The 14,724-nt window shown below is 56.6% G+C and carries 17 protein-coding genes; 13 read left to right on the plus strand and 4 right to left on the minus strand.

All coding sequences use genetic code 11. The annotated features are described in order from the left end of the window. The first annotated feature begins 106 nt into the window (after positions 1–106). The 8 genes from ABJ076_RS01810 to ABJ076_RS01845 all read left to right on the plus strand — a co-directional run bounded on the left by ABJ076_RS01810 (position 107) and on the right by ABJ076_RS01845 (position 7,917). Positions 107–841, plus strand: coding sequence for a 2Fe-2S iron-sulfur cluster-binding protein (locus ABJ076_RS01810; protein WP_348186936.1), 735 nt, complete (start codon positions 107–109; stop codon positions 839–841). After that, positions 841–1,170: a succinate dehydrogenase gene (locus ABJ076_RS01815; protein ID WP_348186934.1), complete on the plus strand. Its 330-nt coding sequence runs from the start codon at positions 841–843 to the stop codon at positions 1,168–1,170. The genes ABJ076_RS01810 and ABJ076_RS01815 overlap by 1 nt, the downstream gene beginning before the upstream one ends. After that, positions 1,167–1,508 carry a succinate dehydrogenase gene (locus tag ABJ076_RS01820; RefSeq protein ID WP_348186932.1) on the plus strand — a complete coding sequence of 114 codons (342 nt, stop codon included), beginning with the start codon at positions 1,167–1,169 and terminating at the stop codon, positions 1,506–1,508. The genes ABJ076_RS01815 and ABJ076_RS01820 overlap by 4 nt, the downstream gene beginning before the upstream one ends. Continuing rightward, positions 1,505–3,262, plus strand: coding sequence for an FAD-binding protein (locus tag ABJ076_RS01825; protein ID WP_348186930.1), 1,758 nt, complete (start codon positions 1,505–1,507; stop codon positions 3,260–3,262). Before ABJ076_RS01820 ends, ABJ076_RS01825 begins: the two co-directional genes overlap by 4 nt. Before the next feature lie 157 nt (positions 3,263–3,419). After that, a complete protein-coding gene (locus ABJ076_RS01830) occupies positions 3,420–4,724 on the plus strand; it encodes a DUF3422 domain-containing protein (RefSeq protein ID WP_348186928.1) in 1,305 nt (434 codons plus the stop codon). Between the two features lie 304 nt (positions 4,725–5,028). Beyond that, the gene (locus ABJ076_RS01835) at positions 5,029–5,571 is read left to right on the plus strand and encodes a hypothetical protein (RefSeq protein ID WP_348186926.1); all 543 of its coding nucleotides are present in this window, start codon (positions 5,029–5,031) and stop codon (positions 5,569–5,571) included. Beyond that, a complete protein-coding gene (locus ABJ076_RS01840) occupies positions 5,568–6,845 on the plus strand; it encodes an XRE family transcriptional regulator (protein WP_348186924.1) in 1,278 nt (425 codons plus the stop codon). The genes ABJ076_RS01835 and ABJ076_RS01840 overlap by 4 nt, the downstream gene beginning before the upstream one ends. Further along, entirely contained in the window at positions 6,832–7,917 is a 1,086-nt protein-coding gene (locus tag ABJ076_RS01845) for a beta family protein (RefSeq protein ID WP_348198837.1), read from the plus strand. Before ABJ076_RS01840 ends, ABJ076_RS01845 begins: the two co-directional genes overlap by 14 nt. On the opposite strand, the gene ABJ076_RS01850 is transcribed toward ABJ076_RS01845, so the two are convergent. Then, positions 7,859–8,476, minus strand: coding sequence for a sce7726 family protein (locus ABJ076_RS01850; protein ID WP_348186920.1), 618 nt, complete (start codon positions 8,474–8,476; stop codon positions 7,859–7,861). The genes ABJ076_RS01845 and ABJ076_RS01850 overlap by 59 nt on opposite strands. Positions 8,477–8,665: 189 nt before the next feature. Here ABJ076_RS01850 and ABJ076_RS01855 point away from each other — a divergent pair, with 189 nt between their 5' ends. The 5 genes from ABJ076_RS01855 to ABJ076_RS01875 all read left to right on the plus strand — a co-directional run bounded on the left by ABJ076_RS01855 (position 8,666) and on the right by ABJ076_RS01875 (position 12,044). Beyond that, the gene (locus tag ABJ076_RS01855; RefSeq protein WP_348186918.1) at positions 8,666–8,917 is read left to right on the plus strand and encodes a hypothetical protein; all 252 of its coding nucleotides are present in this window, start codon (positions 8,666–8,668) and stop codon (positions 8,915–8,917) included. A gap of 28 nt (positions 8,918–8,945) precedes the next feature. Beyond that, on the plus strand, positions 8,946–9,371 hold the full coding sequence (locus tag ABJ076_RS01860) for a hypothetical protein (RefSeq protein WP_348186916.1): 426 nt from the start codon (positions 8,946–8,948) through the stop codon (positions 9,369–9,371). A 267-nt stretch (positions 9,372–9,638) separates the two neighbouring features. Then, positions 9,639–10,250 carry a hypothetical protein gene (locus tag ABJ076_RS01865; RefSeq protein WP_348186914.1) on the plus strand — a complete coding sequence of 204 codons (612 nt, stop codon included), beginning with the start codon at positions 9,639–9,641 and terminating at the stop codon, positions 10,248–10,250. A gap of 190 nt (positions 10,251–10,440) precedes the next feature. Further along, positions 10,441–11,403, plus strand: coding sequence for a fumarate hydratase (locus tag ABJ076_RS01870; protein WP_348186912.1), 963 nt, complete (start codon positions 10,441–10,443; stop codon positions 11,401–11,403). Then, entirely contained in the window at positions 11,367–12,044 is a 678-nt protein-coding gene (locus tag ABJ076_RS01875; protein WP_348186910.1) for a fumarate hydratase C-terminal domain-containing protein, read from the plus strand. Before ABJ076_RS01870 ends, ABJ076_RS01875 begins: the two co-directional genes overlap by 37 nt. 90 nt (positions 12,045–12,134) lie before the next feature. Here ABJ076_RS01875 and ABJ076_RS01880 read toward each other — a convergent pair whose 3' ends face one another. From ABJ076_RS01880 to ABJ076_RS01890, 3 genes are all read right to left on the minus strand, one after another. Continuing rightward, positions 12,135–13,106 (minus strand): reverse transcriptase family protein, encoded by a 972-nt coding sequence (locus tag ABJ076_RS01880; RefSeq protein WP_348186908.1) that lies wholly within the window; start codon positions 13,104–13,106, stop codon positions 12,135–12,137. Positions 13,107–13,251: 145 nt separating this feature from the next. Further along, positions 13,252–13,965, minus strand: coding sequence for a helix-turn-helix domain-containing protein (locus ABJ076_RS01885; protein ID WP_348186906.1), 714 nt, complete (start codon positions 13,963–13,965; stop codon positions 13,252–13,254). Then, on the minus strand, positions 13,962–14,444 hold the full coding sequence (locus ABJ076_RS01890; protein WP_348186904.1) for a hypothetical protein: 483 nt from the start codon (positions 14,442–14,444) through the stop codon (positions 13,962–13,964). The genes ABJ076_RS01885 and ABJ076_RS01890 overlap by 4 nt, the downstream gene beginning before the upstream one ends. Between the last annotated feature and the right edge of the window lie 280 nt (positions 14,445–14,724).

Here is a 14,724-nt window from a genome sequence, read left to right on the forward strand (position 1 = left end):
ACCACCGGGACTAGCTGCCGGGACTGAACCGGACTTTTTCCACGAGCGGCTCTATCCGTCCTCCGATTTCGGCGCCACACTCCCCTGATAAAAATGGAGTGGTGGAATGCAAGACACCGCCGATAGGGAAGAAATGCTGACGGTAGAGATCTGGCGCGGCCGCGATGACGGCGCGCTCCGGACCTATCATGTGCCACGCCGGGAAAGCCAAACCGTGCTGGACGTGGTGACCTGGGTGCAGCGGAACGAGGAGCCGGCGCTGGCCTATCGCTTCGCCTGCCGGGTCGGCATGTGCGGCTCCTGCGCCATGCAGGTGAACGGCAAGCCGCGCTGGACCTGCCGGACCCATGTCTCCCGCGTTGCAGAGAACGGTCATCTCAGGATCGAGCCGCTGGCAAATCTCCCGAGGATCAAGGATCTCGCCACCGACATGGCGCCGTTCTTCGAGAAATGGCAGGGCGCCCGTGGTCGGCATGAACCGACCCGCACCCGGCACGAGCCGATGGCACCGGTCTCGTCCGAAAGTCCGGCCCGGAAAGCCGCGAATGCCGGGATCGAATGCATCAATTGCGCGGTCTGCTATGCCGCCTGCGATGTTGTCGGTTGGGACGAAAGCTATCTGGGACCCGCAGCCTTGAACCGGGCCTGGACTCTTGCCAATGACGAGCGGGACGCGGACAAGGCGGGCTTGCTCCGGGCGGTCTCCGAGAGCGGCGGCTGCCATTCCTGCCATAGCCACGGAAGCTGCGTCGAACATTGCCCGGTCGGTCTTAACCCGACAGCAGGGATCGCAGGGCTGAAGCGGATGACCCTCACCGCCCTGATGAAAGGCGCGCTCTGATGCTGGAGGCACGGCTCTATCTGATGCAACGCGCCAGCGCGATGCTGCTTGTCCCGCTGGTGCTCGCCCATCTGGTAATGATCCTCTATGCCATCGAGGGCGGACTTTCAGCCGCCGAGATCCTCGGCCGAACCCGGGGTAATCTGCTCTGGGCTGCGTTCTACGGCCTGTTCGTGACGGCAGTGGCGCTGCATGCCCCGATCGGCTTGCGCAACATCCTGCGGGAATGGACCAGCTGGCGTGGCCGCTCCCTCGACCTCGCCACGCTCGGCTTCGGCGTCCTGCTGTTTGGTCTCGGTCTGCGGGCCGTACTGGCGGTCACGGCATGATGCGCGCCTCGCGCAACCATCCGGGTTGGTGGGCGGCACTCGGCCACCGGCTTTCCGGCCTCGCGCTCGCGCTGTTTTTGCCGGTGCACTTCCTTGTGCTCGGACTGGCGCTGGATAGCGACGCCGCGCTCGACAGCGTGATCGCCTGGACCGATCAGCCGTTGGTGAAAATCGCCGAATGGGGATTGGTCATGCTGCTGACACTGCATCTCGGCTTCGGGCTACGGGTGCTGGCGCTGGAATTCCTGCCCTGGCGCGATCCGCTGAAAACCCTGATTTCCCTCGGCGCCGGCGCGTCCTTGGTCGCCGGGCTCCTTTTCTGGATCGTCGCGCTATGAGCCAACCTCTCGAAATACTCCGCACCGACATCCTGATCATCGGCTCCGGCGGGGCCGGGCTGATGGCGGCGCTGCATGCCCTGCAGGCGGACCCGGATCTGGACGTCACCATCGCTGTGAAGGGGCTGATCGGCAAATGCGGCTGCACCCGGATGGTGCAGGGCGGCTACAACGTGGCGCTGGCGCCGGGCGATTCTGTCGAGCGGCATTTCATGGACACCATCGTCGGCGGCAAATGGCTGCCGCGTCAGGATCTCGCCTGGAAGCTGGTGGACAAGGCCGCGGAGCGGATTCACGAGCTGGAGAACGAACTCGGTTGCTTCTTCGACCGCAATCCGGACGGCTCCCTGCATCAGAAAGCCTTCGCCGGGCAGAGCTTCGACCGGACCGTGCACAAGGGCGATCTGACCGGGATCGAGATCGTCAACCGGCTGATGGAGCAGGTCTGGGCGCGCGGCGTGAACAAGCTGGAGGAACACCGCGCCATCGAGCTCATCCCCGCCAGTGACGGAAGCGGCATCGCCGGGGTTCTGCTGGTGGATATGCGGACCGGGCAATATCGCTATGTCGAGGCCAAGGCGGTGCTGCTGGCGAGTGGTGGCGGGCCGACCATGTATCTTTATCACACGCCGTCCGGCGACAAGGCGTGCGACGGCATGGCGATGGCGCTGCGCCGAAACCTGCCGTTGCGGGATATGGAGATGGTGCAATTTCATCCGACGGGATTGCTGGCGGGGACGGATACGCGGATGACCGGGACCGTGCTGGAAGAAGGCTTGCGGGGCGCCGGAGGATATCTGCTGAACGGGGCGGGCGAGCGTTTCATGAGCCGCTATCATCCACATGGAGAAAGGGCGACGCGGGACATTGTCAGCCGGTCGATCTATGCGGAAATGCGGGCCGGAAATACCACACCAAACGGGGGTATTTTTATTGAGATGGCGCACCTCGGAAAAGAGAATGTTGCCAATAAATTCAAGGGGATGGTCGAGCGCTGCGCCGATTGCGGCTTCGATCTGGCCGGCGGACGTGTGGAAGTTGTGCCGACCGCCCATTACATGATGGGCGGTGTGGAATTCGAGCTGGATTGCGGCACCGGCCTGCCCGGCCTGTTCGCCGCAGGCGAGGATTGCGGCGGGGTACACGGCGCCAACCGGCTCGGCGGCAACGGCGTTGCCAACTCCACCGTCTTCGGCGGCATCGCCGGGGAAAGCATGGCGGCCTATGTGCAAACCGCAAACGCCACATGGCGCGAAGCCGACAAAAATGTGCTCGAGGCCGGCATTTCCCGAGCAGAACGCCCCTTCCAGGCGCGCGGCGGCACCCTTTCCGACCTGCGCGAACGGCTCAGCCACTGCATGTGGGACGATGTCGGCATCCTGCGCACCCGCGACGGGCTGCGCGCGGCCCTGACCGCGCTCGGCGACTTCCGGGCGGAGCTGCACGAAACCGGCCTCGCCGACGGCGACCGGGCCTTCAACATGACCTGGCACGACTGGATGAACCTGGAGAGCCAGATCGACACCAGCGCCGTGATCGCCACCGCCGCGCTCGGCCGCGAGGACAGCCGGGGCGCCCATTTCCGCGAGGATTTCCCGGAGACCGGCGCGTTGGAAGAGACCAGTTTCACCCGCATCACCCAAACAGACACCGGGCTGGCGCTGGAGATGGTGCCGGTGGATTTCTCCATCGTCGCGCCGGGCCAGTCGCTGATCGAGGACGAGGCCGGCGCTCCTCCAAGCGCAGCGGAGTAGAGGGCAACCGCAGCGGAGTAGATGGCCACCGCAGCGGAAGTGCGGCGCGAAAACAGGCGCGGCGTCTCGCCCCATAGGCGAAAGTGCCGCATCGGGTTATTTTACAACTGGACCGGCCCTGTTTTTGCCCATCCTGGCTTCTGAAGGGTGCTGAAGAGTGAAATTTCATCCCGAACGGGACTCGCTGACCCTGGAGCTGCACGCACGGCCAATCCGGCCGGTGCGGGCGCCGCTCCGCATCAGCCATATCGGTTTCGGCACCGGCGAGCATGGCGGCGACCGGGATTTCGAGGATCTGGTCGCGCTCTGCCGCAAATTCGGCGCCGCCGGGCCCTCCGCCGAGATGAAGCATTTCACCGCCGATCTCGGCCCCTTCACGGTGAAGTGGGAGCGGCATACCGAGTTCTCGACCTACACCTTCCTGCGCGAGGAAAGTTTCGACGCGCCGTTCGAGGAAACCGTTTTCGGCCTGCTGCCGGCGGACTGGAAAGAGTCGAAGTTCGGCGAGGTCATGGTCGCCGTGCATCTCGCGGTCGCGGACGGCATGAAGACACCGCTCGATCCCAACAAGCTGTCCCGCTGGTTCGACGGCAACGAGGTCTTCGCCAATTGCATGGAGAAGGCCAATCGCATCGAGAAGGAAGGCGTCGAGATCTACGGCGATCTCCGCACCCATGATGACGGCTTCGACCGGATGTATCTGCGCGCCGGCGATCTCGGCCCCGAACTGCTTGGCCAGACCGTGCAGCGGGTGCTGGAGCTCAACACCTACTGGCGTCTCTCCCTGCTCTCCCTGCCGATCGCCCGCGAGAGCAGCCCGAAGCTGGAACGGATCGAGCGCGGCCTCGCCAAAATCGCGGCGGAGCTGGCCGACGGCAATCAGGACCGCACCGACGAAAGCCTGCTCGACCCGCTGGCCGCGCTCTCGGCCGAGCTGGAGACCATCATCGCCAGCACAAGCTACCGCTACCGCGCCAGCACCGCCTATTTCGAGATCGTCGAGGGCCGCTTGCGCCAGCTCGGCGCGGTCAGCCTGAACGGCTATATCCATCTGTTCGACTATCTGATGCGCCGGATCGATCCGGCCCTGCGCACCTGCTGGTCGGTGCAGAGCCGCCAGGAAGCCATCTCGAAACGCGCCTCGCGCCTGTCCAGCCTGCTGCGCACCGGCATCGAGGTGAAGGTGGAGCGGCAGAACCGGGACCTGCTCGACAGCATGAACCGCCGCGCCGCCCAGTCCCTCGCCATCCAGCGCACGGTCGAAGGACTGTCCGTGGTGGCGATCAGCTATTACGCGGTCAACCTGCTGAAATATCTGCTGGACGGCATGGTGAAAGCACACCTGATCACGGTCGATCCGACAATCGTCTCGGCCGCCTTCCTGCCGGTGCTCGTCATCGCGCTCTGGTTCAGCCTGCACCGGCTGACCCGGCGGGCGCTGAAGAAGCCGGACGGGAAATAGCGCCGCTTAACGCATGTTTTGGATGTTTGTGTTTTTTTTCAAGCCGACTGATGAGCACCATGTGAAGACTGTATGAGCAGCGTCGGGAGAGGTGCTATGCCGCGCAGTTCATGCATGAGCTCAGTCTGCGGTCAGCGATACGCTGTTCGCGCAATAGGGGAGGCGCGCCTGGTGGTCAAAATCTGACGCTTGGTACCCGCTGGTAATGGCGGGAACCGACCCAAAGCGGACCATGCGATGCGCGATTAAAGGGGTATGTCGGCGCTAAAGCGCTCCATCTGGGCTCCCAAAGAGGGATTCGGCTATGGTCGCAGTCCATGCCCTCATATGCTTGCTTTTTGCCACTTACAACATTATTGTTGTAATCATGATTCCCGCTCTCGTCTCATTGCCTGGCTCTCCATGGACTGTGCTGCCCTCAGGGGTGCACGCGGCAAGCCTAGAAGATTTAGCGGCGACTTTCGCAAATAATAAGTGGCGGCGTGAGCTTTTCGATGGCCTCGTTCTCGCTTCCGGTAAGCTGCGTTCTGCGGGATGTCTGACTATTTATCTTGACGGTAGTTATGTGACAGGCAAACCGAAGCCGGGAGACTTTGATGCATGTTGGGATCCTAATGGAGTCGATGTGGCTAAACTGGATCCCGTGTTCCTGGAATTTGCGAACGGTCGAGCACTACAGAAAGCGGCATTTAAGGGCGAGTTCTTTCCGTCCTCGATGATGTGCAAGGATGTCGGGCAGACATTCGTCGATTTTTTCCAACTGGATCGCTTCACAGGAAAACAGAAAGGGATCATCTCCATTCCGCTTTCGGCCGATCGGCTTCTCTCAGGGAAGGTGCAGCCATGATCTACAGTGACAAACAGTATAGCGTATCGAGCGCGCAACTAGCGAAGTTGCGAGATGCGTTTTCTACTGCGAAGGCTCGCGCATCGGATCAGGCATGGCTCAAGCAGGCGGAGATCGATGGACTCAAAAGCCAGATCGCCGACATTGAGGTCGAGCTGGCCGAATACAATCTGCTGAAATCCGGTGAAGTCTCTTTCTCGAAAAATTACGCGCTTGAACAGCTACCGCGGGTACTTGTGCAGGCGCGAGTCGCCTCTGGTTTGCGACAGACTGACCTAGCCGAAAAACTTGGCATTAAGCCACAACAGGTACAACGCTACGAGGCGACCGACTACATGGGTGCGAGCCTTGGTCGGCTGATTGAGGTTTCGAAAGCTCTTGGCGTGAAGACGTCAGGAAGCTTTGAAGGACCGAAGCAGGCCACCGGATCAATGTTCGCATGGGGCAATGCCGACGATATCGCTTGGAGTCAGCTTCCATACAAAGAAATGATCAAACGCAAGTGGTTTGATCTGCCGCACGGCGCAAACCCGATTGAGTGTGTGAAAGAATATTTCCTGCATTCGGCCGGACCGGAATTTGCAACGGCATTTCATCGCAAGAAGATGCGCAGCGGCAACGTGCCGAACGAATATGCTCTACTCGCTTGGCAAGCGCGAGTACTGGAGCGAGCACATAATGAAATTAAAGCTAGAGAGGTTGGGAACTTTGAACTAGATGACCGCTGGCTGCCGGAATTGGTACGTCTCACCAATCGTAAAGACGGGCCAAAGCGAGCCCGGGACCTGCTGGCTGAGAAAGGCATAGTTCTCATTGTTGAGCGTCATCTTCCGGGGTCATATCTCGACGGTGCAGCCATGCTTGCCGATAGTGAGACACCAGTTGTAGGCCTTACGCTGCGCTATGATCGGTTGGATAATTTCTGGTTTGTGTTGATGCACGAATTGGGGCACGTCTTTCAGCATCTTTTCGACGGTCTGCGTTTTGACTTCTTCGACGAGGAAGGCGGCAATGACAGTGATTTGATTGAGGCAGAGGCCGATAGATTTGCACTCGACGTCCTTATGCCAGAAGCATTGTGGGACCAATGTCTTTCGCGGTTCGCGTTGTCGGAAGAGGCGGTGCGGATTGATGCAGAGACGGTTGGCGTCGACCCGAGCATCATTGCAGGGCGCATCAGGAAAGAGCGCGGCAACTATACCATTCTAAACAATCTGGTTGGTTTGGGTCAGGTGCGTTCGCAGCTTGAGGAGGCGAATGATGATCTTGACTAAGGACATGTATGTTCCCGCGCTGCGATGGCGCATGGCTGAATACCAAGCCCTATTGCGCTTGAGTGCAAATGCAAAAGAACGAGTTGTTCCATTCATCACGATTCCAGAACTCGAATTCGACTTCGATTCCTGGAAACCGAAAAAAACGATACATGAGCACGTCCATCCATTTGTCGCCCGATACAAAAATAAATGGGGCAAAAGACCTGCTTGGATCGGCCTCCATCCAAGCATTGTCGACGGTGCAATGGGTGACGGACGAGATATTCTTACTTTCGTATTTGCCGGATTGCGGGAGTTCGAAGCCAAGGCCATTCCGCTGATACGCCTTGATGCGGAAAGTCGTTTTCAGAAATCTGTTGCAGCTATTATCGGGCAGGATGGGCAAGGTGTAGCTATCGCCGCTCGGCTCGAAGACCTGATGAAAAAGGATGCGTTTTCACGTGTTGTTGCGATGTTTAGATCGCTTGGTGTCGATGAGGACGAAGTCGACCTGATTATTGACCTCGGTGAGCCCAATTTTGAGCCCTACGATACATTCTCGGTTGCGCTAATCGCTGCTTTGCGTCGGCTGGGGGACCTCAACCGATTTCGTAACTTTGTGCTCGTGGGTACGGCGATTCCGGAAACATTTAAAGGTATTGCCAAGGGACAAGATGAGTTACCGCGTCACGACTGGCTTTTCTTCCAGACACTTCTCTCAAAATTGCCATTAGGCATGAGGCGACCGAACTACGGAGACTATACAATCGTCCATCCGAATTTCACTCCGCAGGATATGCGCAAAATCAAAGCGGCTGGAAAGATTGTTTACACTACAGGTAGCTCCTGGTGGGTCCGCAAGGGCGGTGCGTTTCGAGGTAATGAAGAGCAGATGCACGAGCATTGTAATGTGCTCGTGGGGTCAGGTGTCTTCAAAGGAAATGACTATAGCTACGGAGACGACTACATCGGCAATTGCGCTATTATGAAAGTCACGCCAAGCAATCTCACGCGATGGAAAAACGTAGCAATCAACCATCACATGATGCACGTGCTGGACGATCTCTCCACGTCCGGCGCTGCGCCATGAAGCCACGGATGGAAGCAGTGATCTCTCGAAGAGTCATGGCTTCACACAGCATTACGTAAAGCCGTTTCCTGGGCTGTCGGAGTTCTTTCCGCGCATATCCAGCATGCTCCAGTAGTTCGATAACTTCATCACGCCAGAGCAGATGTGCCATCATGACCGGATCGATTTCGGGATTGGCGACCGCGTTTCGCAACACTTGGAAGTTGATTCCGCCTCTTGGTCCCTGCTCGGCTGCGATCAGGCCGCACCATTCGGGAGCTTGGTTTATAATGCCTAAAACATGCTTCGGCGCGGCCACGAGCGTGAGCTTTTGAAGCGTTTGGCGGTAGATTTCGATCTGAGTCGCGAACCGGTCGAGGTTGTCCTTGGCGCTCTTGATTTCGTAGCCATGTATGCAGCCGTTGATGACGGCCACGTCGATGCGGCTCCGAGCGTGCGCGAGGCCAAGTTCGTCTATAACAAGGGTGCCCGGATGAGACTTGGCGCGTCGCAATCGTTTGGCGTGTAACGCCGAGCGAATGTCTGCGTCTGTCGTCCCCAACTTCGCCATAGCCGGCATGTTTTTGCCTCCCCCAGCATCTTTTGCCAGAGGCTCGGCTCCATGCCAAGATGCCAGTTAAAGGGACACGCGACTTAATTGCCGGTCGCAAGCGTTTCGCGCTCAAACCCGGCCGTCACTCCGACCAGGCCGATTTTGTCATTGCGGAAATTACGGAACATGCGTATTTTACGGAATAGGAGATACGCCATGTTTGCAGGAAAATCCGTGACCGCATCCGAATTTGCGAAGAAGTTCGGACAGTTTCAACATAGCGCCCTGGCCGGAGAAATCGTGACAGTCACCAGTTACGGGCGAGATGTTGGAGCCTTTGTGCCTGTAAGCCTTCTTGAGGATTACAAGCGGTTGAAGCAGCAGGAGCGCGAGGTTCTGATCACCGGTCAACTTCCTGACGACATCCTGGCCGACATAGCGGCTGCTGAATATGACACGGCTCCCTGAGCTTGACGTCCAGTGGGCCTGACTTCTGGTGAGCCTGCCTGAAATTCGTCCCGGCCTTCTCATCCATTACGGCTTCCTCTGGAGTGAGGAGCGGCGCCGGGGTCAGGAACAAGCATCAAAGGATCGCCCCTGCGCTGTCGTCGTCGCTACAGCGCAAGCCGATGGCGGTACACGGACCATCGTTGTTCCTGTAACACGCACGCCGCCTGACGAGCCGGATGCCGCCCTGGAAGTTCCGGACAGCATGAAACGGCAGCTCGGCCTTAAACCCGACAGACAATGGGTTCGCCTGGACGAGCTGAACCGGTTCATATGGCCGGGATACGATCTGACCAAGATCCCGGGCACCGATCACTATGACTACGGCATGATCCCGGGACCATTCTTCAGGCAAATCAAGGCTGGCATCATGTCCTTGGATGCAAAATTGCGGAAGACGTCGGATCGGGAATGATCATGAAGCCCCCTCGACCTAACCTGATCTCCAGCTCTTCACTTCCGCGCCGCTCAACACTGCAGTCTTCCGCCGGCCGCCAGCACCTGGAGAGTTCACTCCGGGTTTGACACCGCAGACCGGCTTCTCAAGATTTCGGACGGCGGGCGCTGAAGACGCCGGACGGGAAATAGCTGCTTAACGCATTTTTACACTGCATCCCGCGACGGATTTCCCGAGCTGGGCCGTTCTTATTCCGAGACGCCATTTCCGGGATCGGAGACCGCCATGACCATGCACAGCATCCTGCCTCCCCGCCTTCTGGTATTACGCATCGCCGCCGGTCTTGTCGGCATGCTGATCATCTTTGCCGCAGGCGAGGCTTTCTCCGCGTCCTGGAACAATCCGGACAAGCACCACAGCAGCAGGGCCAAGTATCCCGACAGCTATTGCCGGACCCATTACAAGAACAAGAGCATGCAGCATCGCGGGCCGGGGCATTACGAGATCGTGCGTGGCAAGTGCCACTGGGTGACGCCCCGGAAAAAGCATGTCCGGGTCCATAAAGTCATCCCGGTATATCCGGCACCGCCCCCGCGCGTGATTCAGGTACCGGCCTATGTGCCTGTACCGGCCCCAGCTCCGGCGCCCGTCACCACGGCCCACTGCCGCGAATATCAGGACACGATCAGCGTCGGCGGCACGGCCGTTCCGGCCTATGGCAATGCCTGCCTGCAGGCGGATGGCTCCTGGCAGGTCCGCTCCGGGCCGGTGCCCTCCTCAAGCGATCATTGCCGGGAGTTCCGGCGGACCGTCGCTGTCGGCAGTAGCGAAGAGCAACAGGTCGGCACCGCCTGCCTGCGGCCCGGCGCCGTCTGGGAAATCGTCAGCGTTCGCTGATGGTAGCTGGGCGCTGACACCAGGGACCACTGACACCGGGGGCCACTGATACCGGGGGCCACTGATACCGGAACGGCACCCGTTCCGGCCTCCCCCTTCCCCAATCGCGGGCAAAGGGGCTAGGCTTTCTCCCGACAGACGGCTCTGCCTCCGCTTCAAAGGGGCGCCTGCCGGTCAGGGAGAAACGCTGGTGATCAGTAAAGAAGCAGCCGAACAGGCCGCCTACGAGATCATGTTCAAGGCCGGGATCGACATTCCGGACGACTATCTCACGGGCATCAAACGGATGGCCGCGGCCGAGGACGGGGATCTTTCCTCCTTCGTGCTGGAGGCCATGCTGGAAAATTACGAGGCCGCGACGGAAGACCGGCGGCCGATGTGCGCCGATACCGGCGTGCCGCGCTATTACGTGAAGGCCGGGAACGAGGCAAAGATCGAGGGCGGTTTTATCGCGCTCGAGCAGGCGCTGCGCTCCGCCACCGCCCGCGCCACGCACGACATTCCGCTCCGCCCGAACCGGGTGCATCCGCTCTGGCGCACGGATCACAACAACAATATCGGCCTCAACGCGCCCGAAATCGAATACAGCTTCGAGCCGGACGCGGACTGGGTCGACATCACAACCGTGCACAAGGGCGGGCTGTTCGGCACCGATTACCGGATGCTGTTTCCGGGCGACGGCATCGACGGCATCAAGCGCTTCTTCCTCGACGGCATGATCGCCTTCGGCAAACGGGGTCTGGCCTGCCAGCCGGCCATTGTCGGCATCGGGCTGGGCGGCTCGAAAGACACCTGCATGGTGCTCGGCAAACAGGCCGCCTGCCTGCGCATTGTCGGCGACCGCAACCCGGACCCGGAAATCGCCGCGCTGGAGCTGGAGCTGATGGAGCTCGGCAATTCCATCGGCATGGGCGCCATGGGGTTCGTCGGCAAGAGCATGGTGGTCGATTGCCATATCGAGGCCGGCTTCACCCACACCGGCGGCATGCCGATGAGCCTGCACGCCTTCTGCCTCTCCTCGCGCCGCGCCACGGTGCGGCTTCACGCCGACGGACGGGCGGAATTCCGCACAGATCCGACCTGGTTCACCCCCTATATGCGACGGGAGACGGTCTCATGGGAAAAGCCCCAGAGCGCAAGACAGTCCGCCTGACGACACCCGTCACCGACGAGGCCCTGGCCGAACTGGAACTCGGCGACGTGGTCTATCTCGACGGGCTGATCTACACCGCCCGCGAGGGCGTCTACAAAAAGATCCTGGCAGACGGCGCCGCCCCGCCGGCCCCCTTCGCGGAGCTCGGCAACGTCAATTTCCACTGCTCCCCCGCCGCCGCCGAGCAGGAAGACGGCAGCCTGCGTGTCAGCGCCGTCACCGCCACCGCCAGCTTCCGCTTCTCGAAATGGATGAAGGACTGGTTCAAGGCCTCCGGCGCCAAGATGGTGATCGGCAAGGGCGGCATGTCGGAAGAGGATTACAAAACCCTCTTCGTCCCCGCAGGCGCCGTCTACCTGACCACAGTCGGCTACGGCACAGGCGCCCTCTTGGGGCGCGGGATCAAGAATGTGCGGGCGGCGCACTGGCTGGATGAGTTGGGCATCGCCCAGGCCATGTGGGTGCTGGAAGTGGAAAAATTCGGCCCGCTGCTGGTGGAAAGCGACCATGCGGGGAACTCGCTGTTCGAACAGAACAACCGCGAGATCAATGCCGGGATCGACAAGCTCTATGAGGGGCTGAAGAAGCCGTCACTGCAAAGGTTCGGGGAGACGGATGATCGGGAGCAGGAGTTGATTTGAGGGGTATTATTATGTTTGCACAATCAGACATTGGATGGATTTAACACGACGGGTAGAACAAAGAAATTAAATAGTTTTTTTCTTAAAAATCTAACTATTATTTATTTTATCAATATGATTGGAGAAATTTACATGCCCTATGATTCGCGCAACATCTACTTCTTGGATGTTTTTATTTTTCAGTAAGTGCTTGTATGCACGAATTTTATTTCTATACCCTCTCGTCATTCTCAGCTTCTCTCCTGAAACCAATAATCCGTGCACTTTAATTCGCCTTGGATAATGAGCTATTTCTGTTTTGTTCTTTGCAATGTCGAATTTTGAATTTTCAAAAATGCTACAAACACAATTTTGTAAGTTTTTTGGAAAATCATACAGGCCAGAAAATACTATATCGTCTGCGTACCTCGTCAGCCTTACATCATACTTCTTCGCAAGTTCATATAATTTCATATCTATTTTAGAAAAACAAATATTCGATATCACTGGACTTGTTGGCGCGCCTTGCGGAAGTTCGTTTTTAAATGTCACTATTTTAGTTACATGTTTTGCGGAATGGACATCGTAGCCTAAATTCATTAGCTCTTGAGAAACCGTTGTATCGTCTATCGAGGGAAAGAAATCCTTTATATCAATTGAGAACATCCATTTTGCTCTCAAGTGCGCCTGAGCTGCAGACAAATGTGATCGACCCGGAACAAAACCATGCACATGATCGGGGGCGCTATAGATTTGTGCAAGTTGAACAGAGAGCCATTTCTGCAAAATTTTTAACGCAATTCTCGGCGCGGAAATATCACGTATCTTCTTTCCCTTCTTCACAGGAAATGTATTATAATGCTTCGCGGGCCGGTTTGCTAAAGACCAAGCTAAGCCGGGGTTGATGCCTAATATTACTGCTATGGCGTCATCTGAGATGCATGGGGGCAATCCCGCTTCGTATACTCTCTCAATTCGTCGATAGTTTTCGAGCGGAATCTGGCCGTAAAGCGCCTGACGCAAATCTGATTTGCTATTCAAGACGCCCAGCGATGAATCTAGAAAGGGTTGTGGAAGCCTCATTTAGCAAAGATTACTTTCATAGAGTGACGTCCATACACTGGACGTACCGAAGGGGCGTCCAGTGTATGGACGTTCACCTTCTGTCCGTAGCTTCAGCATTAAGAGCATGATACATGCTCGCGCCTGAGGCCTCCACCCGTACACCCTACGGTGCTGATCGCGCTAGTTCAAGCATCCTGATTATGTCTGGGCTTTTCCCGTCTTTGCGAGTGCCCAGTGTTTTTAACCCCGTGAGCGTCAAAGCGTACTCTTTGTTTTCTTTTCGTAATATCAGTTTTCTTTTTCTTAAGCGGTCTAATATGCGTGACAATGGTTTTTTCGATACACCACTATCTATTTTGGACAAAGCAGAAATCAACTGGTCAAAACTACATGGCGCAAGCTTCCGCAACATACCTATTACATCAAACTCAGATATTTCGTATGGCTCAGCAACAAATTGGATTTTTGGCTTATACCCAATCATCTCTATTGCCCCTGAAAATCTATTCTCTATTTCCTCTTTTTCTACTAAAAACAATGTTTTCTTAGGCACAATCCAAACATTCACAATTGATTTTGATCTAGATAAATAGTATGATTTTATATATTTATTAAAAAACTTCCGAACTATATTTGAAGCAATATCGTTCAACGATTTATCATCCGAATTTATTTCTAGAAAAACTGGTGTCTTACCAATTTTCTTTAGATCTACTGATAGATTTTGCAAATCTTTTTTAGTTATTATTTGATTATCTATTCTTCTAATATAAAATAAGTAAACATCTTGATCCTTACCTGGATCTTGAATCGGTTCATGTCGCAAAAATTTATGAATCTTGCTGTTTTGGATGATTTCAAAAAGCTCCCCTCTCATACGATTCTCCATGCTTCCGCGACAGTTTTTGCTAATATTTTTGCATTACTAGGCCATTGCTTCGCTGCTGAGAGCTTCGAAGGGCCCAGTTGGAAATCGGAGTCCAAAAATTGCACTTTATTTTCGGGAAAATAGTCGGCTTGTATCCGGCATGCGTTTGCTGAATTCATGATACTAGATAAATTTTTTGCTGCTGTTGCAGCGCTTGAGAATGCGCTTACTTTTCTAGTATCTCCTAATTTCCTTGCCGCTTTTATATTTTTTTTAAATTCTGCCTGCATAGTATTCCCAATAAGCTTTGGGTAAGAAGCGTGCCCCAAATTTTCCCACTTTTCGTCAAGGGGGCTGATTTCATTTCTAACAGCTAAAAAAGTCGCATAATAAAATCTATTAAAAGACGATCGTGCAAAAAGATCTTTCTCTGCTTTTTTTTGTCTTTTCTTTGACTCTGTGGCCAAATGTGATGCTACCTCATACATAGCTTGTAACCCTTCTGATCAAGCTTCTCGCATTGTTCACGCTATGAATGGCGCCGTCAATTTTTAGGGAAATAAGGGGACACACCACTTAATTGCCCGCCGCACGCGTATTGCGCCCAAACCCAGCCATCATCCCGTCGAAGGACGGAATCCATGGATGACGGGCACCGCTCCATGATCGCTGGACCCCGGCCTGCGCCGGGGTGACGGTGGTGGGTGTCGTTGGAAAAAGGATACCGGGCTTATGCTCAAGGGCAACGGCTACTGCCCTTCCGTCACG

Source organism: Nisaea sp., from assembly GCF_039990255.1.
Classification (GTDB): domain Bacteria; phylum Pseudomonadota; class Alphaproteobacteria; order Thalassobaculales; family Thalassobaculaceae; genus Nisaea.